This is a genomic window from Streptomyces malaysiensis subsp. samsunensis (assembly GCF_024519315.1).
Classification (GTDB): Bacteria; Actinomycetota; Actinomycetes; order Streptomycetales; family Streptomycetaceae; genus Streptomyces; species Streptomyces malaysiensis.
The window spans coordinates 63,173-84,326 of sequence record NZ_JANIIC010000011.1; the positions used below are offsets into that span (position 1 = coordinate 63,173).

General features: G+C 70.0%; 19 protein-coding genes. 7 read left to right on the forward strand and 12 right to left on the reverse strand.

Annotated elements, in window-relative coordinates:
- Positions 1 to 198 precede the first annotated feature (198 nt).
- The 3 genes from NQU54_RS12075 to NQU54_RS12085 all read right to left on the reverse strand — a co-directional run bounded on the left by NQU54_RS12075 (position 199) and on the right by NQU54_RS12085 (position 3,146).
- A complete protein-coding gene (locus NQU54_RS12075) occupies positions 199 to 1,773 on the reverse strand; it encodes a polyamine aminopropyltransferase (protein WP_257631144.1) in 1,575 nt (524 codons plus the stop codon).
- Between the two features lie 120 nt (positions 1,774 to 1,893).
- Positions 1,894 to 2,532 (reverse strand): DUF2617 family protein, encoded by a 639-nt coding sequence (locus NQU54_RS12080; RefSeq protein WP_257631043.1) that lies wholly within the window; start codon positions 2,530 to 2,532, stop codon positions 1,894 to 1,896.
- 320 nt (positions 2,533 to 2,852) lie between these two features.
- Positions 2,853 to 3,146, reverse strand: coding sequence for a hypothetical protein (locus NQU54_RS12085; protein WP_162502112.1), 294 nt, complete (start codon positions 3,144 to 3,146; stop codon positions 2,853 to 2,855).
- A gap of 160 nt (positions 3,147 to 3,306) precedes the next feature.
- Between NQU54_RS12085 and NQU54_RS12090 the strand changes: the two genes are divergently transcribed.
- Positions 3,307 to 3,672 (forward strand): VOC family protein, encoded by a 366-nt coding sequence (locus NQU54_RS12090; RefSeq protein ID WP_257631044.1) that lies wholly within the window; start codon positions 3,307 to 3,309, stop codon positions 3,670 to 3,672.
- A gap of 16 nt (positions 3,673 to 3,688) precedes the next feature.
- Here NQU54_RS12090 and NQU54_RS12095 read toward each other — a convergent pair whose 3' ends face one another.
- A complete protein-coding gene (locus tag NQU54_RS12095) occupies positions 3,689 to 4,633 on the reverse strand; it encodes a DUF5996 family protein (protein WP_257631045.1) in 945 nt (314 codons plus the stop codon).
- A gap of 183 nt (positions 4,634 to 4,816) precedes the next feature.
- Here NQU54_RS12095 and NQU54_RS12100 point away from each other — a divergent pair, with 183 nt between their 5' ends.
- The 4 genes from NQU54_RS12100 to NQU54_RS12115 all read left to right on the forward strand — a co-directional run bounded on the left by NQU54_RS12100 (position 4,817) and on the right by NQU54_RS12115 (position 8,117).
- Positions 4,817 to 5,065 (forward strand): type II toxin-antitoxin system CcdA family antitoxin, encoded by a 249-nt coding sequence (locus tag NQU54_RS12100; RefSeq protein WP_102935284.1) that lies wholly within the window; start codon positions 4,817 to 4,819, stop codon positions 5,063 to 5,065.
- Complete coding sequence (locus NQU54_RS12105) at positions 5,062 to 5,463, forward strand: PIN domain-containing protein (protein ID WP_257631046.1); 402 nt, start codon at positions 5,062 to 5,064, stop codon at positions 5,461 to 5,463. Before NQU54_RS12100 ends, NQU54_RS12105 begins: the two co-directional genes overlap by 4 nt.
- A 121-nt stretch (positions 5,464 to 5,584) precedes the next feature.
- A complete protein-coding gene (locus tag NQU54_RS12110) occupies positions 5,585 to 6,757 on the forward strand; it encodes a pyridoxal phosphate-dependent aminotransferase (protein ID WP_257631047.1) in 1,173 nt (390 codons plus the stop codon).
- 160 nt (positions 6,758 to 6,917) lie between these two features.
- Complete coding sequence (locus NQU54_RS12115) at positions 6,918 to 8,117, forward strand: putative hexosyltransferase (RefSeq protein ID WP_257631048.1); 1,200 nt, start codon at positions 6,918 to 6,920, stop codon at positions 8,115 to 8,117.
- A gap of 105 nt (positions 8,118 to 8,222) precedes the next feature.
- On the opposite strand, the gene NQU54_RS12120 is transcribed toward NQU54_RS12115, so the two are convergent.
- Positions 8,223 to 8,759, reverse strand: coding sequence for a YbjN domain-containing protein (locus NQU54_RS12120; RefSeq protein ID WP_069872709.1), 537 nt, complete (start codon positions 8,757 to 8,759; stop codon positions 8,223 to 8,225).
- Between the two features lie 141 nt (positions 8,760 to 8,900).
- On the reverse strand, positions 8,901 to 11,492 hold the full coding sequence (gene clpB, locus NQU54_RS12125; RefSeq protein WP_257631049.1) for an ATP-dependent chaperone ClpB: 2,592 nt from the start codon (positions 11,490 to 11,492) through the stop codon (positions 8,901 to 8,903).
- Positions 11,493 to 11,609: 117 nt separating this feature from the next.
- Here clpB and NQU54_RS12130 point away from each other — a divergent pair, with 117 nt between their 5' ends.
- Positions 11,610 to 12,014, forward strand: coding sequence for a pyridoxamine 5'-phosphate oxidase family protein (locus NQU54_RS12130; protein ID WP_093703372.1), 405 nt, complete (start codon positions 11,610 to 11,612; stop codon positions 12,012 to 12,014).
- Between the two features lie 68 nt (positions 12,015 to 12,082).
- On the opposite strand, the gene proP is transcribed toward NQU54_RS12130, so the two are convergent.
- The 6 genes from proP to dnaK form a co-directional block, all read right to left on the reverse strand.
- Positions 12,083 to 13,621, reverse strand: a complete 1,539-nt coding sequence (gene proP / locus NQU54_RS12135) for a glycine betaine/L-proline transporter ProP (RefSeq protein WP_257631145.1) — start codon at positions 13,619 to 13,621, stop codon at positions 12,083 to 12,085.
- A 129-nt stretch (positions 13,622 to 13,750) separates the two neighbouring features.
- The gene (locus NQU54_RS12140) at positions 13,751 to 14,122 is read right to left on the reverse strand and encodes a cupin domain-containing protein (protein ID WP_257631050.1); all 372 of its coding nucleotides are present in this window, start codon (positions 14,120 to 14,122) and stop codon (positions 13,751 to 13,753) included.
- A gap of 190 nt (positions 14,123 to 14,312) precedes the next feature.
- Positions 14,313 to 14,786 carry a heat shock protein transcriptional repressor HspR gene (locus tag NQU54_RS12145; RefSeq protein ID WP_102935280.1) on the reverse strand — a complete coding sequence of 158 codons (474 nt, stop codon included), beginning with the start codon at positions 14,784 to 14,786 and terminating at the stop codon, positions 14,313 to 14,315.
- A 1-nt stretch (position 14,787) separates the two neighbouring features.
- On the reverse strand, positions 14,788 to 15,978 hold the full coding sequence (dnaJ, locus tag NQU54_RS12150; protein ID WP_167502532.1) for a molecular chaperone DnaJ: 1,191 nt from the start codon (positions 15,976 to 15,978) through the stop codon (positions 14,788 to 14,790).
- Positions 15,979 to 16,023: 45 nt separating this feature from the next.
- A complete protein-coding gene (gene grpE, locus NQU54_RS12155; protein WP_257631051.1) occupies positions 16,024 to 16,683 on the reverse strand; it encodes a nucleotide exchange factor GrpE in 660 nt (219 codons plus the stop codon).
- The gene (gene dnaK / locus NQU54_RS12160; RefSeq protein ID WP_167502531.1) at positions 16,680 to 18,548 is read right to left on the reverse strand and encodes a molecular chaperone DnaK; all 1,869 of its coding nucleotides are present in this window, start codon (positions 18,546 to 18,548) and stop codon (positions 16,680 to 16,682) included. Before dnaK ends, grpE begins: the two co-directional genes overlap by 4 nt.
- Before the next feature lie 271 nt (positions 18,549 to 18,819).
- Between dnaK and NQU54_RS12165 the strand changes: the two genes are divergently transcribed.
- Complete coding sequence (locus NQU54_RS12165) at positions 18,820 to 21,135, forward strand: (Fe-S)-binding protein (protein ID WP_257631052.1); 2,316 nt, start codon at positions 18,820 to 18,822, stop codon at positions 21,133 to 21,135.
- The last annotated feature ends 19 nt before the right edge of the window (positions 21,136 to 21,154 follow it).

Sequence of the window (21,154 nt, forward strand, 5' to 3'; positions counted from 1 at the left end):
TGCCCGACAGGGCGTCCTCACCCCCACCGAGCGCCCCGCTCGGAGAGAGGCGGCCCACAAACCGCGGCGAGCCACAGACCGTGACAGACCACAGACCGACCACAGACCATGACCGACCAAAGACCGCGACCGACCACAGACCGCGACGGGCCACAAACCGCGACGGGCCACAAACTCAAGGTGCCCTGCGCGGGCTCCTCACTCCCCGTAGCGCGGATGCATCAACGTCGAAGGGGGCAGCCCCGACTCCCGGCCCCGCTCGGCCGCGCGGCGGGCCGCCCGCAGCCCCTCCTCCGTCAGCGAGCGGGGCCGCGGGCTGTGCGCGGCCAGCCGCAGCCCCACCGGAGAGCGCGCCGCCAGCACAAAGCCCCAGTCGTGCGGGCGGCCACGGCCGGGGCCGGGCGCATCGATCACGTAGGGCGCGGTCCGCAGCCCGACCGATCGCATCGTCGCGTCCACCGTCCAGAACGCCCGCGGATCGGGCTCCAGCGGCCCGGCGTGGACCACCAGCCGGCCGCCGGGGGCCAGCGCCCGCTCGGCCAGACCGTAGAACTCCTGGGAGTAGTACTTGGTGCTCGGGGTGAGCTCGGGAGCGGGCAGATCGCAGACCACCACGTCGTACGCCATGGGCCGGCGCAGCCAGTCGAAGGCGTCCGCCGTCACCGCCCGCACCCGCGGATCGCGGTAGGCGCCGCCATTGAGCGCGGACAGGCCCGGATCCAGCCGGGCCAGCCGCACCACCTCCGCGTCGCGCTCCACGACGGTCACCGACCGGACCCCCGCGTACCGCAGGATCTCGCGCGCCGCGAGCCCGTCGCCCCCGCCCAGCACCAGGACCCGGCCGTGTGGTCCGGCGGCCATCGCCGGGTGGATCAGACCCTCGTGGTAGCGGACCTCGTCACGCCCGCTGACCCGCAGCCGCCCGTTGAGGAAGAGCGACAGCGGCCGTCCGCTCGTCCCCCCGCCCACGAGCACGATCTCCTGCTCACCGGTGCGCAGCGCGACCCGCACCCCCGGTCCGTAGACGGCCTGCCGGGCGGCCCGCTCGAAGGAGGGGGTCAGCAGGGCACCTGCGGCCAGCGCGGCGAGCACCAGCCCATTGGCGACGATCAGCGTCCACCGCGCCCGTACGGTCAGATCGCGGCGGAACAGCCAGAGCACCAGCGCCCCGCCCGCCACCGCGTTGACCGCGCCGGTGACCAGCGCGCCGGTCAGCTGCCCGAACGCGGGCAGCAGCAGAAACGGAAAGGCGAGCCCGCCGACGAGCGCGCCCACATAGTCCGCCGCGAACAGATCGGCCACCGCGCCGCCCGCGTCCTGCCTGCGCACCCGCTGGATGAGCGTCATCAGCAGCGGCACCTCGGCCCCGATGAGCACACCGATGGCGAACGAGAAGCCGACGAGCGCGGGGCGCGAGTGACCGCCCCATGCGAAGCACGCGTACAGCGCCATCGCCGAGCAGCCGCCGACGAGCGCGAGGGCGGCCTCGATCGCGCCGAACCCCACGGCGGCCCGGCAGCGCAGCCGCTTGGCCAGCAGCGAGCCGACGCCCATGGCGAAGACCATCACGGAGAGCACCACGGACGCCTGGGTGACCGAGTCACCCGCCAAATACGAGGCCAGCGCGACGAGTTCGAGCTCATAGACGAGCCCGCAGGCGGCGCAGACGAAGACCGTGCCGAGAACGAGAAAGCGGCCGAGCCCCGCCCGCACGGGCAGCCGAGCCGGAGGGCCGGACTCCGGCGACGACGGCGCATCCGAGACGGCGGACATCGGCGAATCGATCACAAAGGGAACGTTACGTCACATATCGCTTACGTCTCGTCCCCCACACGAGCGCTTCGCCGTTCACACATCCGGTATCGATGGCCTCAGGGGTATTCCCGATCCCCGTCAGACGCACGGCATTTGGGACGACACCCCACCCGACGTCCCGTCCGCCATCCCGCCCGACGGTCCGTTCGGCAGCCCGTTCGGCAGTCCGCCCATGTCGAGCCCGCCCGCACCCGGCGGCCGGAGCGCGGCCGGCACCCGGGCCCCTATACAGGTGCGGGTGGTGACCAACCGCCCCTCCTGGGGGTAGGCATGCCAGGTCCGCCACCCCACCGTGCCCTCGTGCCACTGCGCGAGCAGCGCCGTGAACGCGTTGGGACTGCCGGGGAACGTACCGGCCAGCCCGTGCGGATGGTCGGCCACCAGCGCGAGCAGTTCCTGCGCCCGCCCGGCGAAGGCCCCTTGCGACAGTTCCTCGACGCGCGCCGCGAATTCGTACTCGCGGCCGTCGACAAGCGTGGAAACCCCCAGCGGAAGCGGGGTGCTGTTGCCGGACATACAGGCCACGGTCTCCGAGCAACGGCTGCCCTCCCCTTCGAGGAGGACCTGGTGCGAGGCTCCCAGCAGCCTCAACTGAACGGCGAAATCATGGAGTTGAAGATCGAGCACAGCGAGGGCGGGAAGCGGCTCCCGTCCCAGGCCCCAGGCGAGGTCAGCGGCGCGGGTATCGGTGTAAGCAGTCTTGAGGATCGTGAGCATGGATCGGCTCCGCAAGCACGCAATGGAAAAGAGTTGGGCCAGCTCGCCCCGCGGTGGTCCAAGTGGACCAGGGGCATGCGCTTACGCCGGCTCGTGCCCACGTGGGGCCGTAAGGTCGATGGTGGTATACGGAATCATGAAATGCTGGGCGCCACATCGTTTTTACCCACCTTCGCCGGGTTTCCACCCCCTAGGGCGCCCTTTAGGTCAAGTGTTCAACAAGCCCGCGCCCGGCGCACGTTGGCGCGCCCGGCGCGGGCTCATCGATTAACAGCCGTGAGAACGGCGTGAACCGTAAGGGCCGCGGGAACCGCGGCGGGTCAGGCACCCCCTCCGCAGCCACCGCCACCACCACCGCCGCCGCCACCACAGCCACCCCCACCACCGCAGCCGCTTCCGCCGCCGCAGCCACCGCCGCCGTGGTGACCACCCCCGTGATGGCCACCACCACCGCCGTCGCCACCGGCCCACCAGCCGCCGCCGGCGGCCCCACTGGACCCGGCGCCCCAGGACCGCTTGCGCCGCCCGCTGTACCCCTTCGACCGACCGGCGCCGAGCGCGGCGAGCGCCGCGAACGTGAACGCCAGCACGACCAAGATGACAACAGGACCCATGGTCCTCACTCTCCTTCCAACCCCCGTAGCGAGGTACCGCTTCGTACCTGCCGGGTCCCATGCCCGACCTCACACGGGTCGAAAGCGAAGTTGAGGAAGTCCAGAGGTTCGACTGACCGCCGGCTCATGGGGGTAGTTGCCGTGCATGCACAGGAGCCGTGTGTACGCCGTTCTGATCGACGCGCCCGAAGCCGAGGCCGCCCGGGCGACCGCCTTCTGGTCGGCGGCGCTCGGCGTCACCGCTGAGCCGTTCACGCCACAGCCGCAATTCACCACGCTCCACGAGGCCCTGCCGGGGCTGGTCACCGCCGTCCAAGCGGTCGACGACGCACCCCGTATCCACCTGGACTTCGAGACCGACGACGTCGAGGCGGAAACCGCGCGCCTGCTCGCCCTGGGCGCCGAGCGGATTTCCCAGTGGCAGGAGTGCCAGGTGCTTCGAGTGCCCGGCGGCCATGTGGTGTGCGTACTGCCCGTGGAGACCGACCCCGAGACGTTCCGGGCACAGGCCAACGTCTGGCCCTGACGCGCCCCTTTCCCCGCTAACGGTGCTCCCAATGGTGCGGGTCGGTTTCCAGCACCGAACGGTTCCAATCGCCCAGTTCGGCGGCCGCCACGTAGGTGCTGTGCAGGAATTCGGCCAGCGTCCGGTCCGGGTCGGGTGCGGTGGCGACCGCCTCATAGGGGAGGACGAACTCACCGGCGCCCCGCTGGTACGAGGCCGTCGCGGGGTGGACCGGATGGTCGGCGAAGCCGGGGGGTTCGGGGTAGGCGTACGCGTAGAAGCCGCCCTCCTCGCCCCCGCCGGGCCAGAACCCGCAGCTGGACAGCTCGACGGAATACGCCTCCCGCGTCACGCGGTCCGGCAGGTTGGGCACACCGCCAGGGGGATGCGGCGGCGCGGGACGGCCGGAGAAGCGGGTGACCGCCAGATCCATCGCACCCCAGAAGAAGTGCACGGGGCTGGCCTTACCGGCGAAATGGGAACGGAAATCCCCGAACACCCGGTGCGCGCTCAGCAACTGCCCCCAGAAGAGCCGTACGGCGTACGGGTCATACGCCGCATGCCGATGGTCCTCCGGGAACGGGATCGCCAGTGCCACCTCGTTCGGCCGGGGATACATCCGCGTCTGGATCCCCAGGTCCCCCAGCGCCCCCATGACCTCGGCATAGAACTGCGACACCGATTTCGACTCCAGCACCAGCTCCCGCCGGCTTCCATCGCTGACCCGGATCCCCAGCCGATGGTCAACAAAATCGAACTCGATATCGAACGCTCCGGTCCGATACGGGATCGTGGACGTACTCAGCCCTCGCGGGGTGACATACAAGGTCACCTGCCACCACTGATTGATCGGCGGCGCGTGGTCCAGCCGGATCTTCCCGACGATCTGGGTCCACATATGCAGCGTGTCCCGGGCCTCCGCCCAGTCCGCCAGCCGAAGCCGCGGCCAGGCCCCGGCCGACTGTGTCTTCTGCTTGGCCATCGCGCCTCCCGCGGGGCCTCACCACTCCGACAACGGCGATCGATCACAGCCGATGGATTCCGACCCGGCCGAGTACCCACGTATCCCGCAGCCAAAAACGACCGCAGAAAACCAGCGAGTGTGCCCCGCACCGGTCACGGCATTCGGACATCGATCGGACGCATACTGGAGTATGCTCGACTCATGTCCGCCACGACACGCATCACCGTCACCCTGCCCACCGAGCAGGTCGCCGAGCTGCGCAAGCTCACGGACAACGTGTCCGGCTATGTGGCTGAAGCGGTGGCCCGCCAGATCCGGCACCAACTCCTCGGCGACGATCTACGGCGCCATCAGGAAGAGCAAGGTGCCTTCACGGACGAAGAGCTGGCCGAAGCCCGCGCCAAGATCTTCGGCACCGCCGACCGTGCCGACCATACGGACGCCGCGTGAGCACACATCTCGAGACCGTCGTCCTGGACTCCCAGGGGCTGTCCGCCTGGGTTGCCCAGGACCGGAAGGTCCTCGCGATGTTCCAGGTGTTCCATGAAACGGGAGCTGATCTCGTCGTCAGCGCCAACACCATCGTCGAAGTCAGCCATTCACGAGTGAACCTCCCACGCCTGCACTGGGCCCTCTCACGGGTCAAGGTCGAACCCGTCACCGAACAGGCAGCCAAGGCAGCCGCCGAACTGCTCAAGTCAGCGGGACTGCACGGGCACAAATACGCGATCGACGCCACCGTCGCCGAGGCGGCACTACGCCAGCCGCCAACCGTCGCCGTACTCACCTCCGACACCGACGACATGGCCAAGCTCTGCGATGGCCGCGTGCGACTGATCGGCCTATGAGGTGCGGGAGTGCGATCAGCACGCTGCGATCTATGTCGCGGGGATGAAAACCCCGGACCATTGCGCGCCCGGCCCAGGGGTGGGTTGAGGAAGGCCGGATGTTCGGCGGAGTATGGGCGCCATGGGACGACCGCCGCTCAATCGCCGACTGGCTGCCTTCGGGACCACGATCTTCGCCGAGATGTCCGCCCTCGCCGTGCGCACCGGCGCGATCAATCTGGGGCAGGGCTTTCCGGACACCGACGGCCCCGAGGAGGTGCGTGAGGCGGCCGTGCGGGCGCTGCGGGACGGCCGGGGGAATCAGTATCCGCCCGGCCCCGGCGTGCCCGAGCTGCGCACCGCGGTCGCCGAGCACCAGCGGCGCTGGTACGGACTGGGGTTCGACCCCGACACCGAGGTGCTGATCACCGCGGGCGCCACCGAGGCCATCGCGGCGTCGCTGCTGGCGCTGGTGGAGCCGGGCGACGAGGTGATCGCGCTGGAGCCGTACTACGACTCGTACGCGGCCTGTGTCGCCATGGCCGGCGGCGTGCGCGTCCCCGTCACCCTCCGCCCCGACGGCGACACCTTCCGCCTCGACCTGGACGAGCTGCGCGCCGCCGTCACCGACCGCACCCGGCTCATCCTGCTCAACACCCCGCACAACCCCACCGGCACCGTGCTCACCCACGATGAGCTGGCCGCGGTCGCCGAGCTCGCCGTCGAGCGCGATCTGCTGGTGGTCACCGACGAGGTCTACGAGCACCTCGTCTTCGGCACCGAGCACACCCCGCTCGTCTCCTTCCCCGGGATGCGCGAGCGGACCGTCACCATCAGCAGCGGCGGCAAGACGTTTTCCTTCACCGGGTGGAAGGTCGGATGGGTGACCGGCACTCCCGAGCTGGTCACGGCGGTGCGCTCGGCCAAGCAGTACCTCACCTATGTCTCGGCGGGCCCGTTCCAGTACGCGGTCGCCGAGGCGCTGCGCCTCCCCGACGCCTATTTCCACGGCATCCGCGAGGATCTGCGCGCCAAGCGCGATCTGCTGGCCGACGGGCTGACCGGCGCGGGCTTCCATGTCTTCCGCCCCTCGGGCACCTACTTCATCACCACCGACATCCGGCCCCTCGGCGAAACCGACGGCTTCGCCTTCTGCCGCTCCCTCCCCGAGCGCTGCGGAGTGGTCGCCGTCCCGAACGCGGTCTTCTACGACCACCAGGACCAGGGCTCCCCCTTCGTGCGCTTCGCCTTCTGCAAGCGCGAGGAGGTCCTTACGGACGCCGTGGCCCGTCTGAAGACCCTCGCCGTGGGCTGACGCGGCGCCTCCGGTTCCTCCTCCGTATCCCCCGGTCGGACTTCCCAGGTCGCGGGCGGCCGCGCGCTGACGGATGGTCGGTGTGTCCGCCGAGCCCCCTGGTCCGTCCCCTCCCGGGGGCTCGGCGCATGTCCGTCGTGTGCCCGCACCGGAGGTTTCCGTGTCCGCCGACACCGCCGCGTCCACACGGGCCCCGGAGCCGCCCCGGCGGCCGGGCGCGCGGCGGCGGGTGCTGGGGCGGTTGGGGGCGTCGCTGGGGCGGGCGTGGCTCGCGCTGGCGGTGTACGCGACGGTGCGGGCCGCCGGGGTCGTCTGCGTGGCGGTGGGGGCCTGGCGGATCGGGAAGCATCCGCGGAACCAGCTCGGGCACTACTGGGACGGCCTCTGGTACGTGGGCATCGCCCAGCACGGCTACGGCACCGACCGCCCCTCCGTCACCCACCCCGGCCTGACCTTCAGCGATCTGGCGTTCTTCCCGCTCTACCCGGGGCTGATCCGGGCCGTCACCGGCGTCGTCCCGCTCTCCCCGGTGACGGCCGGGCTGCTGATCGCCTGGACCACGGCGGGGCTCGCGGCCTGGGGCATCCACGCGGTCGGGGAGCGGCTGTACGGGCGGCGGGTGGCCCTGATGCTGGTCGTGCTGTGGGGGTTGCTGCCGCATGCGGTCATCGAGTCCATGGGGTACACGGAGTCGCTGCTGACGGCGCTGGCGGCCTGGTCGCTGCACGCGCTGCTGACCCGGCGCTGGGTGTGGGCCGGGGCGCTCGCGCTGTGCGCGGGGGCCACCCGGCCCAACGGGCTCGCGGTCGCGGCCGCGGTGTGCGTATGCGCGGCCGCCGAGATCTGGCGGCACCGCGGACATACGTCCTGGCGGGTGTGGGCGGGCGCGGCGCTGGCACCGCTCGGCTGGCTCGGCTACGCGGGCTGGGTGGGGGTGCGGCGCGGCACCTGGCGCGGCTATCTGGACGTCCAGGACAACTGGGGCACGTATCTCGACTTCGGGGTGAGCGGTTTCCACACCGCCCGCGCGCTGATCATGGGCAACGGCCCGCTGCCGCACTACATCGCCCTGATCGTCATCAGCGCCTCGCTGATCTCCCTCGGCTGCCTCGCGCTGCGCCCGCCGCCGCTGCCACTGGTCGTCTACACCCTCGCCCTGGTGTTCGTCGCGTTCGCCAGCTCGAACTACTTCGCGTCCAAGCCGCGCTTTCTGCTGCCGGCCTTTCCGCTGCTGATCCCGGCGGCGCTGGCGATGGCGAAAGCCCGGCCGGGCGCCGCCGTCCTGGCGGGCGGCGCCCTGGCCGGGCTCTCCTGTCTCTACGGGGCGTATCTGCTGACCAACGCCCCCAGTCCGGTCTGACGAAGGCCCCTGGCCCGGTCCGACCAGAACCACCCGTCCGACCAGGACCATCCGTCCGGGCAGACCGGGCAGACCGGGCGGACCGGGCGGGTACGACCGTGTGGCTCAGACCTCGCCGTCGTCCGGCTTGTCGTCGCCGTCGGACTCGATGTCGGCCTCCAGACCGAGCTGCTCGACCAGCCACCGGTCGAACTCGATCGAAGCCCGCACCCAGCTGACCGTGCTGGACACGAAATGCTCCAGGCTGACGCCGGTGCCGATCAGCATCTGCGCCTCGCCGATCAACCGGACCGTGCCGTCGTCATTGGTGTGGGTGTAGACCTTCGGCCACAGGGTGCGGCGGTTCCAGTCGTCGATCGCCTCGAGCAGCCGCGGCTTCTCATCGATGCCGTGCGGCCGGTCGTAGAAGGTGCGGACGGAGAAGACCTGCTGCTCCTCCTCCCCGCGGAACATGAAGTAGGTGCGGAACTGCTCCCACGGCGCGGCGAGGTCCCCCTCCTCGTCGACGACGTACTTCAGCTCCATCTGCTCCAGCAGCTGCTTGACCAGGTCCTGGTCGGGCAGCACGGGGCCGCTCGGACCCGTCGGTTCGGGCTCGGGCTGACCCCCGAAATTCGGAATCGAGGACGGGTCGATGCTCACCGTGGATTTCCCTTCGTATGGAATACCGCCATCCTCCCTCACACCCGCCCCCGCCGTGCAACCCCGGCCGTACATTGCCCGATCCGGTCGAACGGGACGGGGTGAGGAGCCGAAACGGGACCGGGTGAGGAGGGGGTGGATCTACTGCGCGGGGCCCACCAGCAGGCCGTCGCCGACCCGGTCCACCCGGACCTTGTCGCCGTCCCGGACCTCCCCGGCCAGGATCTCCTTGGCCAGCCGGTCGCCGATCGCGGTCTGGATCAGCCGGCGCAGCGGGCGCGCCCCGTACGCCGGGTCGTTGCCCTCCTCGGCGAGCCATTCCAGCGCGGCCGGGGTGACGTCGAGGGTCAGCCTGCGGTCGGCGAGGCGGCGGGCCAGCCGGGCGATCTGGAGCTCGGCGATCCGGGCCAGTTCGGGCCCGCTGAGCGCGGAGAAGACCACGAGGTCGTCCAGGCGGTTGAGGAACTCCGGCTTGAAGGAGGCCCGCACGGTCTCCAGGACGCTCTGCTTCTTCTCCTCCTCGCCGAGCAGCGGGTCCATCAGGTACTGGCTGCCCAGGTTGGAGGTGAGCACCAGGATGGTGTTACGGAAGTCCACCGTCCGGCCCTGGCCGTCGGTGAGCCGCCCGTCGTCCAGGACCTGGAGCAGGATGTCGAAGACCTCGGGGTGGGCCTTCTCCACCTCGTCCAGCAGCACCACGCTGTACGGGCGGCGGCGGACCGCCTCGGTCAGCTGGCCGCCCTCCTCGTAGCCGACATAACCGGGCGGGGCGCCGACCAGCCGGGCCACGCTGTGCTTCTCGCCGTACTCGCTCATGTCGATGCGGACCATGGCCCGCTCGTCGTCGAAGAGGAAGTCGGCGAGCGCCTTGGCCAGCTCGGTCTTGCCGACACCGGTGGGGCCGAGGAAGAGGAACGAGCCGGTGGGCCGGTCCGGGTCGGCGATGCCCGCCCGGGTCCTGCGCACGGCGTCCGAGACGGCCCGTACCGCCTCGGTCTGGCCGATCAGCCGCTTGCCCAGCTCGTCCTCCATGCGCAGCAGCTTCTGGGTCTCGCCCTCCAGCAGCCGACCCGCGGGGATGCCGGTCCAGGAGGCGACCACATCGGCCACGTCGTCCGGGCCGACCTCCTCCTTGACCATCGTGGGACGGTCCTGCTGGACCTCGGCCTCGGCCTCCGACGCCTCGGCGAGCTCCCGCTCGACGGCCGGGATCTCCCCGTACAGCAGCTTGGAGGCGGTGTCGAAGTCGCCGTCGCGCTGGGCGCGCTCGGCCTGGCCGCGCAGCTCGTCCAGCTTCTCCTTGAGCTCACCGACGCGGTTGAGGCCCTGCTTCTCCTTCTCCCAGCGGGCGGTCAGCCCGCGCAGCTCCTCCTCCTTGTCGGCGAGGTCACGGCGCAGCTTCTCCAGCCGCTGCTTGCTGGCCACGTCGGTCTCCCGGGCGAGGGCCATCTCCTCCATCCGCATCCGGTCCACCGACCGCTGGAGCTCGTCGATCTCGACGGGCGAGGAGTCGATCTCCATCCGGAGCCGGGAGGCCGCCTCGTCGACCAGGTCGATGGCCTTGTCGGGGAGGAAGCGGGAGGTGATGTACCGGTCGGAGAGTGCGGCGGCGGCCACCAGCGCGCCATCGGCGATCTGCACCTTGTGATGGGCCTCGTAGCGGCCCTTGAGCCCGCGCAGGATGGCGACGGTGTCCTCGACGGTCGGCTCGGCGACCAGCACCTGCTGGAAGCGGCGCTCGAGCGCGGCGTCCTTCTCGATCCGCTCGCGGTACTCGTCGAGGGTGGTGGCGCCGACCATGCGCAGCTCACCGCGGGCCAGCATCGGCTTGAGCATATTGCCCGCGTCCATCGCGGAGTCGCCGCCGGCGCCCGCGCCGACCACGGTGTGCAGCTCGTCGATGAAGGTGATGATCTGGCCGTCGCTGGACTTGATCTCGGCCAGGACGGTCTTCAGCCGCTCCTCGAACTCACCGCGGTACTTCGCGCCCGCGACCATCGCGCCGAGGTCGAGGGCGACCAGCCGCTTGTCGCGCAGGCTCTCGGGCACATCGCCCTTGACGATCCGCTGGGCGAGCCCTTCGACGACGGCGGTCTTGCCGACGCCCGGGTCGCCGATCAGCACCGGGTTGTTCTTCGTACGCCGGGAGAGCACCTGCACCACCCGGCGGATCTCCTGGTCCCGGCCGATGACCGGGTCCAGCTTGCCCTCGCGCGCGGCGGCGGTGAAGTCCGTGCCGAACTTCTCCAGGGCCTTGTACGTGCCTTCCGGATCGGGCGTCGTCACCCGCTGTCCACCCCTGACCTTCTCGAACGCGGCGGCCAGCTTCTTGGCGCTCGCCCCCTGCCGGTCGAGCAGCTCCGCGGCCTGGCCGCCCTTGGCGGCGATGCCGATGAGGAGATGCTCGGTGGAGACATAATCGTCCCCCAGCTCCCTGGCCCGCTGGGTGGCGTCCGCGATGACGGCCAGCAGCTCACGGCTGGCCTGCGGCGGGGCCACGGTGGAGCCCTGGACACTGGGCAGGGCGGCGAGCAGCCGCTCCGCGCCATCGCGCACGAGGGCCGCGTCGGCCTCGACGGCGGCCAGCAGATCCATCACGTTCTCGTTGTCCTGGCCCTCCAGGAGGGCGAGCAGCAGATGCGCGGGCGTCATGTCCGCATGCCCGGAGGACACCGCCCGGTCATTGGCGGCGCTGAGCGCCGCCCGGCTCTTGTTGGTCAGCTCGGCATCCACGTCCCTGTGCTCCTCCTCGCTCCGATCTTCCCATCCTGCCCTACCCAACCTCCGTAAAGTTGAGTCTATTCCACTCAACCTCGCCGACGCCACTCCCTTGGCCTTAGGTTCTGTGCCATGTCCCGCGATCCCCGCAACCCCGATCCCGAGTACCTCGATTTCTGGCGCGAACGCCATGTGTGCACCCTGACCACCCCGCGCCCGGACGGCACCCCGCATGTGGTCCCGGTCGGCGTCACCTACGACCCCGAGGCCGGGCTCGCCCGCGTCATCGCCAACCGCCACAGCCGTAAGGTCGCCCATGTCCGGGCGGCGGGCGAGGCCGGTGCGCGGGTCGCGGTCTGCCAGCTGGCGGGCAGGCGGTGGGCCACGCTGGAGGGGCTCGCGGTGGTGCGCGAGGAGCCCGAGCTGATCGCGGACGCGGTGCGCCGCTACGCCGAGCGCTACGAGCGCACCCCGCGCCCCAACCCCGACCGCGTCCTCATCGAGATCACCCTCACCCGCGCGATGGGCAAGGCTTGAGCCAGGGGCAAGGGCTGAGCCAGGGGGGAAGGCTTGAGGCGTGAACAAGGCTCGAGCCGCGGACCCCGTCACTCCTCGTCCTTCTCCCGGCGGTGCCCCGCGCCCGCCCACGGGTGGCGCAGCCGGATCCACACATCGCGGGCGCGCCGCCCGGCCTCCGTACGGCTCTCGGCCACCGCCGTACGCGCCTCCTCCTCGGTCTCCACCATGGGCCCGGAACCGCGCAGCGGCTTCCCCGCCGTCTCGTGCAGGAACAGCGTGGAGACCAGCCCGATCACACCCGCCACCATCAGGTAGTAGGCGGGCACCAGCGTGTTGTGCGTGGTGGCCACCAGCCAGGAGGCCAGCAGCGGCGTGGTCCCGCCGAACAGCGACACGGAGAGGTTGTACGAGATCGACAGCGCGCCGTAGCGCAGCCGGGTCGGGAACAGCGCCGGAAGCGTGGCGGCGCTCGTCCCCGCGAAGGTGACCAGCATCGCGCCCAGGATCAGACAGCCGATCGCGGGCATCAGCACACCGCCCGCCCGGATCAGCAGCACCGCCGGAACGGCCACCACCACCATGCCGAGGCTGCCGAAGAGGAACAGCGGCCGCCGCCCCCAGCGGTCGGACGTGCGCCCCACCACCGTGATCGCCAGCACCACGAACAGCATGGTGCCCAGCACCAGCACCTGGGCCGTGGTGGCGTTCTTGCCGAGCGTGGAGGTCATGAACGTCGGCAGGTACGACGTCACCATGTAGTTGGTGACGTTGTACATCAGCACCAGACCCATGCAGATCAGCACCGCCTGCCAGTGCCGGGTGAAGATCTCCTTCAGCCGCCCCCGTCCGGACTGGCGGGCCTCCTCGATCGGCACGGTGTCACCGTGGGCCCGCGCCGCCTCGGCCTCCTGGGCCGCCCGCTCGGCCACCTGCTGGAACGCCGGGGTCTCCTCCAGCCGCAGCCGCATATACAGACCGATCAGCCCCAGCGGCCCCGCCACCAGGAACGGCACCCGCCAGCCCCAGTCGACCATCCCGTTCTCGCCGATGGCGGCGGTGAGCACGGTGACCAGGCCGGAGCCCAGCGAATAGCCGATGAAGGTGCCGAAGTCGAGCCAGCTGCCGAGGAAGCCACGGCGCTGATCGGGCGCGAACTCGGCGATGTACGTGGTCGCCCCCGCGTACTCCCCGCCGGTCGAGAAGCCCTGCACCACCCGGCAGGCCAGGAGCAGCAGCGGGGCGGCGAAGCCGATCGAGGAATAGCCGGGCAGCAGACCCACCCCGAAGGTGCCGGTGGCCATCAGGATCATGGTGGTGGACAGCACCCGCCGCCGCCCGATCCGGTCGCCCAGCGGCCCGAACACCAGCCCGCCCAGCGGCCGCACCAGAAAGGCCACGGCGAAGGTCGCGAACGTGGAGACCACCTGGGTGGCGGGGTTGTCGGCGGGGAAGAAGACCCTGCCGAGGGTGACCGCGACATAGGCGTAGACACCGAAGTCGAACCACTCCATGGTGTTGCCGATCGCCGTCGCCGCGACGGCACGGCGCATCCCGGGCTTGTCGACTACGGTGATGTCCTCGATGGCCAGCGGTTCCTTGCGGCGGCGCAGCAGCGTACGGAGCAGCTGGTCGGTACGGGCGCTGCCGTGCGGCCACGCTCCGCGGCGGGGGCCGCGCGGTGGTCTCCGACCGGAAGTCATCTCGTCCCCTGCCGACGGCTGGACCGCTCTATGACGCCGCTCCCGCCCCCCGGCTCAGACCCCGGCCTCGCTCGACTTCGCGTACGTCTTCGCCATCTGCCCGGCCATGTCGTACACCACGACCTGCTCATCGCCGACGACCCATGCGTCATGGCCGGGCGCCACCACGAACACGTCCCCCGGCCCGACCTCGGCCTCCGCGCCATCAGCCGTGCGCAGCCGCATCCGCCCCTGGATCACGATCCCGCTGTGGTGGACCTCGCACAGATCGGTCCCCACGATCGGCCGCACCGACTCGCGCCAGCGCCATCCGGGCTCGAAGGTGCCCACGGCGAAATCCAGCCCGGTCAGATGCAGGACCTCGATATGGCCCCCGGGAAAGTCACGCCGCTCATCCGGCTTCTCGATCGTCTTGACTTCCACCATGGCGATGCCTCCTCCCATACCTCCATGGTGCGCCCGGGGCCGCCCCGACGGCGCGCCCGCTCAAGAGCTCGGGAGTGCCCCGGGAATGCCCCGGGAGTGCCCCGGGCGGGCTCCGCGGGCTCAGGGCATGCGAAAGGCCCGGCGGCCGTAAGACGGTCACCGGGCCCACGAGGAGGGGCGCGCGGGGGCGCTACTCCGGGCGCTTGGGGCGCCAGACCACCAGGGCGCTGCTCTGCTGGATGTCCTGGTAGCGGACCAGATCGCGGCGGTAGGAGGCATGGACCTGGGCCTCGCGCTGCTGCATGGCCGTCGCGGCGCCCTCGACCGCGGCCTGGAGCTCGGCGACACGGGCCTGGAGGGCCGCGACCTGGTTCTCCAGTTCGATGATGCGCTTGATCCCGGCGAGGTTGATGCCCTCGTCCTGGGACAGCTGCTGGACCTGGCGGAGCAGCTGGATATCGCGCGCGGAGTACCGCCGGCCGCGGCCGGCGGTGCGGTCGGGGGAGACCAGGCCGAGGCGGTCGTACTGACGCAGGGTCTGTGGGTGCAGCCCGGAGAGCTGAGCGGCCACCGAGATGACGTACACCGGCGAATCCTCGGTCAGCTCATACGGGTTGCGGGGTCGGCCAGCGCCCCTGCCTCCGATTCCACCGCGGCCGTCCATCTCAAGCTCCCTTCGCGGCCTTGAACAGCTCCGCCCGCGGGTCCTCTCCCACGGTCGCCTCGCGATAAGACTCCAGCGCGTCCCGCGCCGAGTCGCTCAGGTCCTTGGGCACCGTGATCTCGACGGTGACCAGCAGGTCTCCGTGGGTGCCGTCCTTGCGCACCGCGCCCTTGCCACGGGCGCGCATGGTCCGTCCATTGGGCGTGCCGGGCGGCAGCTTCAGGGTGACCGGCGGGCCGCCCAGGGTCGGGACCTTGACCTCGCCGCCGAGCGCCGCCTCGGGAAGGGTGACGGGCACGGTGACGGTCAGGTTGTCGCCCTTGCGGCCGAAGACCGGATGCGCGTCCACATGCACGACCACATACAGATCGCCGGCCGGGCCGCCGGTCTCGCCCGGGGCACCCTTGCCGCGCAGCCGGATCCGCTGGCCGTCGCTGACGCCCGCGGGGATACGGACCTGCATGGTGCGGGCGGAACGGGCCCGTCCGCTGCCCTTGCAGGTCTCGCACGGGTTCTGCGCGATCAGCCCGCGGCCGCGGCACTCCACGCACGGGTCGGTGAGCGAGAAGCCGCCCCCGCCGCCCCGGCTGACCTGGCCGGTGCCGACACAGGTCGGGCAGACCCGCGGGGTGCCGTCCCGGTCGCCGGTGCCCGAGCACGCCTTGCACGGGGCCTGACTGGACATCCGCAGCGGGACCGTGGCCCCCTCGACGGCCTCGGTGAAGCTGAGCGTCACCTCGGACTCGATGTCCTGGCCCCGGCGCGGCTGGGCGCGGGTGGCGCCGCCGCGGCCGCCGAACAGCCCGCCGAAGACATCCCCGAGCCCGCCGCCGAAACCACCGGCGCCACCGCCACCCCCACCGCCGCCCTGCGCGCCGCCGAAGAGGTCGCCCAGGTCGAAGTTGAAGCTGCCGGTGCCGCCCGCGCCGCCCGGCCCGGGGCGGAATCCCCCGTTGCCGAAGAGGGCGCGGGCCTCGTCGTACTCCTTGCGCCGCTTGGGGTCCCCGAGGATGTCATTGGCCTCGGAGATCTCCTTGAACCGCTCCTCCGCCTTGGCGTCACCCTTGTTGGCGTCCGGGTGGTACTCGCGGGCGAGCTTCCGGTACGCCTTCTTGATCTCCGCCTCGGTGGCGTCCTTGGGGACGCCGAGGACCTTGTAGTAGTCCTTCTCCACGAAGTCCTTGGTGCTCATCCCCGACGTCCCTCCTCTCTCACTGCTCTCGCGGTCACCGTCGCGTCAGCCCTCTTCCGGGCCACCGCTCTCCTCGTCCTGGGCGGCGGCCTCGCCTTCGTCACCCTTGGCGGGGGTGGCTCCGGGCTGGGGCTCGGCGACGGCGACCCGCGCCGGGCGGATCGTTCGCTCGCCGATTCGATACCCCGGCTGAAGAATCTGCACGCACGTGGTCTCGGTGACGTCCGGCGCGTACGAGTGCATCAGCGCCTCGTGCACCAGCGGGTCGAAGGGCTCGCCCTCCTTGCCGAACTGCTGGAGGCCCAGCTTGGCCACCACCGTCTCCACCGATTCGGCCACGGACTTGAACCCGCCGACGAGCTCGCCGTGGTCACGGGCGCGCCCGATGTCGTCGAGCACGGGCAGCAGCTCGGACAGGAGGCTCGCCACGGCGATCTCCTTGACCGTCACCCGGTCCCGCTCGACCCGGCGCCGATAGTTCTGGTACTCCGCCTGGAGCCGCTGGAGGTCGGCCGTCCGCTCATTCAGCGCGGTGCGCACCTGGTCCAGCTGTGCCTGAAGGGCTACTTGCTCGATGTCCCCGGCCGGGGCCGCCGGGCCCGCCTTGTCGGCGGACCCGGCGCCCTTCGCCGCGTCGTCGGGGGTCTGCGCGGCTTCGGGGGGGACGTCGGGCTGCTCCTCGAAGCCCGGGGTCTCCTCCGTCACGCCGCACCACCCTGGCCCTTGTCGGCCTTGTCGTCGTCGACGATCTCGGCGTCCACCACATCGTCATCGGCCTTGGCCTGGCCCGCCGCGCCGGCGTCACCGGCGGCGGCACCGGCCGCGCCCGCGCCGTCCGCCGTGTTGGCGTACATGGCCTGGCCCAGCTTCTGGCTGACCGCGGCGACCTTCTCGGTCGCGGTGCGGATCTCGGCGGTGTCCTCGCCCTTGAGCTTGTCCTTCAGCTCGGTGAGGGCCTCCTCGACCTCGGTCTTCACCTCGCCCGGGACCTTGTCCTCGTTGTCCTTGAGGAACTTGTCCGTCTGGTAGACCAGCTGCTCGGCCTGGTTGCGGGTCTCGGCGGCCTCGCGGCGCTTGTGGTCCTCCTCCGCGTACTGCTCGGCCTCGCGCATCATGCGGTCGATGTCGTCCTTCGGCAGCGCGGAGCCGCCGGTGACGGTCATCTTCTGCTCCTTGCCGGTGCCGAGGTCCTTCGCGCCGACGTGCATGATGCCGTTGGCGTCGATGTCGAAGGTGACCTCGATCTGCGGCACACCGCGCGGGGCCGGGGGCAGACCGGTCAGCTCGAACATCCCGAGCTTCTTGTTGTACGCCGCGATCTCGCGCTCGCCCTGGTAGACCTGGATCTGCACGGACGGCTGGTTGTCCTCGGCCGTGGTGAAGATCTCCGAGCGCTTGGTCGGAATGGTCGTGTTGCGCTCGATCAGCTTGGTCATGATGCCGCCCTTGGTCTCGATACCGAGGGACAGCGGGGTGACGTCGAGCAGCAGGACGTCCTTGACCTCACCCTTGAGGACACCGGCCTGGAGCGAGGCGCCGATGGCGACGACCTCGTCCGGGTTGACGCCCTTGTTGGCCTCCTTGCCGCCGGTCAGCTCCTTGACGAGCTCGGCGACGGCGGGCATACGGGTGGAGCCACCGACCAGGACCACGTGGTCGATCTCGGACAGCGAGATGCCCGCGTCCTTGATGACGTTGTGGAACGGGGTCTTGCAGCGCTCCAGCAGGTCGGAGGTGAGCTGCTGGAACTGGGCGCGGGTGAGCTTCTCGTCCAGGTGCAGCGGGCCCTCGGCGGACGCCGTGATGTAGGGCAGGTTGATGGTGGTCTCGGACGAGCTGGAGAGCTCGATCTTCGCCTTCTCAGCGGCCTCGCGGAGGCGCTGAAGGGCCATCTTGTCCTTGGACAGGTCGACGCCGTGGCCGTTGTTGAACTGCTTGACCAGGTAGTCGACGACGCGCTGGTCCCAGTCGTCACCACCGAGGTGGTTGTCACCGTTGGTGGCCTTGACCTCCACCACGCCGTCGCCGATCTCCAGCAGCGAGACGTCGAAGGTGCCGCCGCCGAGGTCGAAGACCAGAATGGTCTGGTCGTCCTTCTCCAGCCCGTAGGCGAGCGCGGCGGCAGTAGGCTCGTTGACGATACGCAGAACGTTGAGGCCCGCGATCTCACCGGCTTCCTTGGTCGCCTGGCGCTCGGCGTCGTTGAAGTACGCCGGGACGGTGATGACCGCGTCCGCGACCTTCTCGCCCAGGTACGACTCGGCGTCGCGCTTCAGCTTCTGGAGGATGAAGGCGCTGATCTGCTGGGGGTTGAAGTCCTTGCCGTCGAGGTTGATCTTCCAGTCGGTGCCCATGTGGCGCTTGACCGACCGGATGGTCCGGTCCACGTTCGTGACCGCCTGGCGCTTGGCGACTTCGCCCACCAGCACCTCGCCGTTCTTGGCGAACGCCACAACGGACGGCGTGGTCCTGGCGCCCTCGGCGTTGGTGATGACGGTGGGCTCACCGCCTTCGAGAACACTGACGACGGAGTTCGTCGTACCCAGGTCGATGCCGACCGCACGTGCCATTTCGGGATCCTCCAGCTACAGCATTGAGTGGAACAGGCTCAAGCGTGCACCAACGGTTAGCCGCTGTCAACAGACCTGAGTCGACGCCGCTCAACTTTTATATGAGACTTATACCCAAGGGGGCGAGGAAGAGGTGGAGGAGAGGCCAAGTGAGCGACACAGATCACCGGCTGGTCGACTACATGGGTGCCCGTCCGGGCGGGTAATCTCGGTCAAGCCACATTAAGTTACTGCTTAGTAATCCAGCTCTCGCAGGTTCGAGGAGCCCCTTATGCAACTCGCCGCGATCATCGTGTCGCTGGTCCTCACCGCGGTCGGCGTTGCCCTGCTCGGCCGGGCCGTCGCACAGTTCGTGCGCTTCTTCAAGCTCGGCGCCCCGGTCCCGGCGGGGGCCAGGACCGACAACCCCTGGCAGCGCAGCGTGACCCTGGTCCGCGAGTTCCTCGCACACACGCGCATGAACAAGTGGGGCGTCATCGGCGTCGCCCACTGGTTCGTGGCGATCGGCTTCCTCACCCTGCCGCCGACCATCATCAACGCCTATGGCCAGCTCTTCCAGGCGGACTGGACGCTGCCGATCCTCGGCGGCTTCCTCCCCTACGAGCTGTACATCGAGTTCATCGGCACGATGACCACGCTCGGCATCCTGACGCTGATGGTGATCCGGCTGCTGAACCTGCCCAGCCGGGCCGGGCGCAAGTCCCGGTTCGCGGGCTCCACCGCCTGGCAGGCGTACTTCGTCGAGTACGTCATCCTCATCATCGGCCTCGCGATCATGGCGCTGCGCGGCACCGAGGGCGCGCTGCACCACGTCGACCATTACGAGCCCGCGTACTTCGCCTCGTATCCGCTGGTCCAGCTCTTCGACGGGCTCAGCGTGGACACGGTGCAGAACCTGACCTACTTCTTCGCGATGATCAAGCTGGGCACGACCATGATCTGGATGATCACGGTCAGCACCAACCTCGACATGAGCATCGCCTGGCACCGGTTCCTCGCCTTCCCCAACATCTGGTTCAAGCGGAACGCGGACGGCGAGGTGGCGCTCGGCGCGCTCCAGCCGATGACCAGCGAGGGCAAGCCGATCGACTTCGAGGACCCGGACGAGGACGCCCAGTTCGGCGTCTCGCAGATCGAGCACTTCTCCTGGAAGGGCATCCTCGACTTCTCCACCTGCACCGAGTGCGGCCGCTGCCAGTCGCAGTGCCCGGCCTGGAACACCGGCAAGCCGCTCTCGCCCAAGCTGCTGATCATGTCGCTGCGCGACCACTCGCACGCCAAGGCCCCGTATCTGCTCGCCGGTGGCGGCAAGACGGTGGAGGGCGAGGAGAAGGCGAGCGAGGAGCAGCTCGCCGAGGTGCCCGCCGCCGCGCTGGCGGAGGCCGAGCGGCCGCTGATCGGCACGCTCGAGGAGAATGGCGTCATCGACCCGGATGTGCTGTGGTCCTGCACCACCTGCGGTGCGTGCGTCGAGCAGTGCCCGGTGGACATCGAGCACGTCGACCACATCGTGGACATGCGCCGCTACCAGGTGATGATCGAGTCCTCGTTCCCGTCCGAGGCGGGCACGATGCTCAAGAACCTGGAGAAGAAGGGCAACCCCTGGGGGCTGGCCAAGAAGCAGCGGCTGGCATGGACCAAGGAGCTCGCAGCGGACACAGGCTTCGAGGTGCCGGTCGTCGGCAAGGACATCGAGGACCTCACCGAGGTCGACTACCTGTACTGGGTCGGCTGCGCGGGCGCCCTGGAGGACCGGGCCAAGAAGACCACCAAGGCGTTCGCCGAGCTGCTGCACATCGCGGGCGTCAAGTTCGCGATCATGGGCGGCGACGAGGCGTGCACCGGTGACTCCGCCCGCCGACTGGGCAATGAGTTCCTCTTCCAGCAGCTCGGCCAGCAGAACGTCGAGATGCTGAACATGGCGTTCGGTGAGTCCGCCGAAGGTGAGGACGGTGCCGAGGGCGTCGTGGTCGAGAAGTCCAGGAAGAAGATCGTCGCCACCTGCCCGCACTGCTTCAACACCATCGCGAATGAATACCCGCAGCTGGGCGGCGACTTCGAGGTCATCCACCACACCCAGCTGCTCCAGCACCTCATCGACGAGGGCAAGCTGGTCCCGGTCACCCCGGTCGAGGGTCTGATCACCTACCACGACCCCTGCTACCTGGGCCGCCACAACAAGGTCTACACCCCGCCGCGCGAGATCATCGCCAAGGTGCCGGGGCTGCGGAACGAGGAGATGCACCGCCACAAGGAGCGCGGCTTCTGCTGCGGCGCGGGCGGCGCCCGGATGTGGATGGAGGAGCGGATCGGCAAGCGCATCAACAACGAGCGCGTGGACGAGGCGCTGTCCCTCAACCCGGACATCATCTCCACCGCCTGCCCGTTCTGCCTGGTGATGCTGACCGACTCCGTCAACGGCAAGAAGGCGTCCAATAGCGGCTCCGCCGCGGGCGACGGCGTGGTGAAGGAAGAGCTCCAGGTCGTGGATGTGGCGCAGCTGCTCCTCGACTCGGTGAAGACCCCGGCCGAACCGGAGGACGGCGGCAAGAACGCGGAGGAGCCGGAGCCGGCCCCGGCCAAATAGCGCCGTAGGCGTCTCGCCG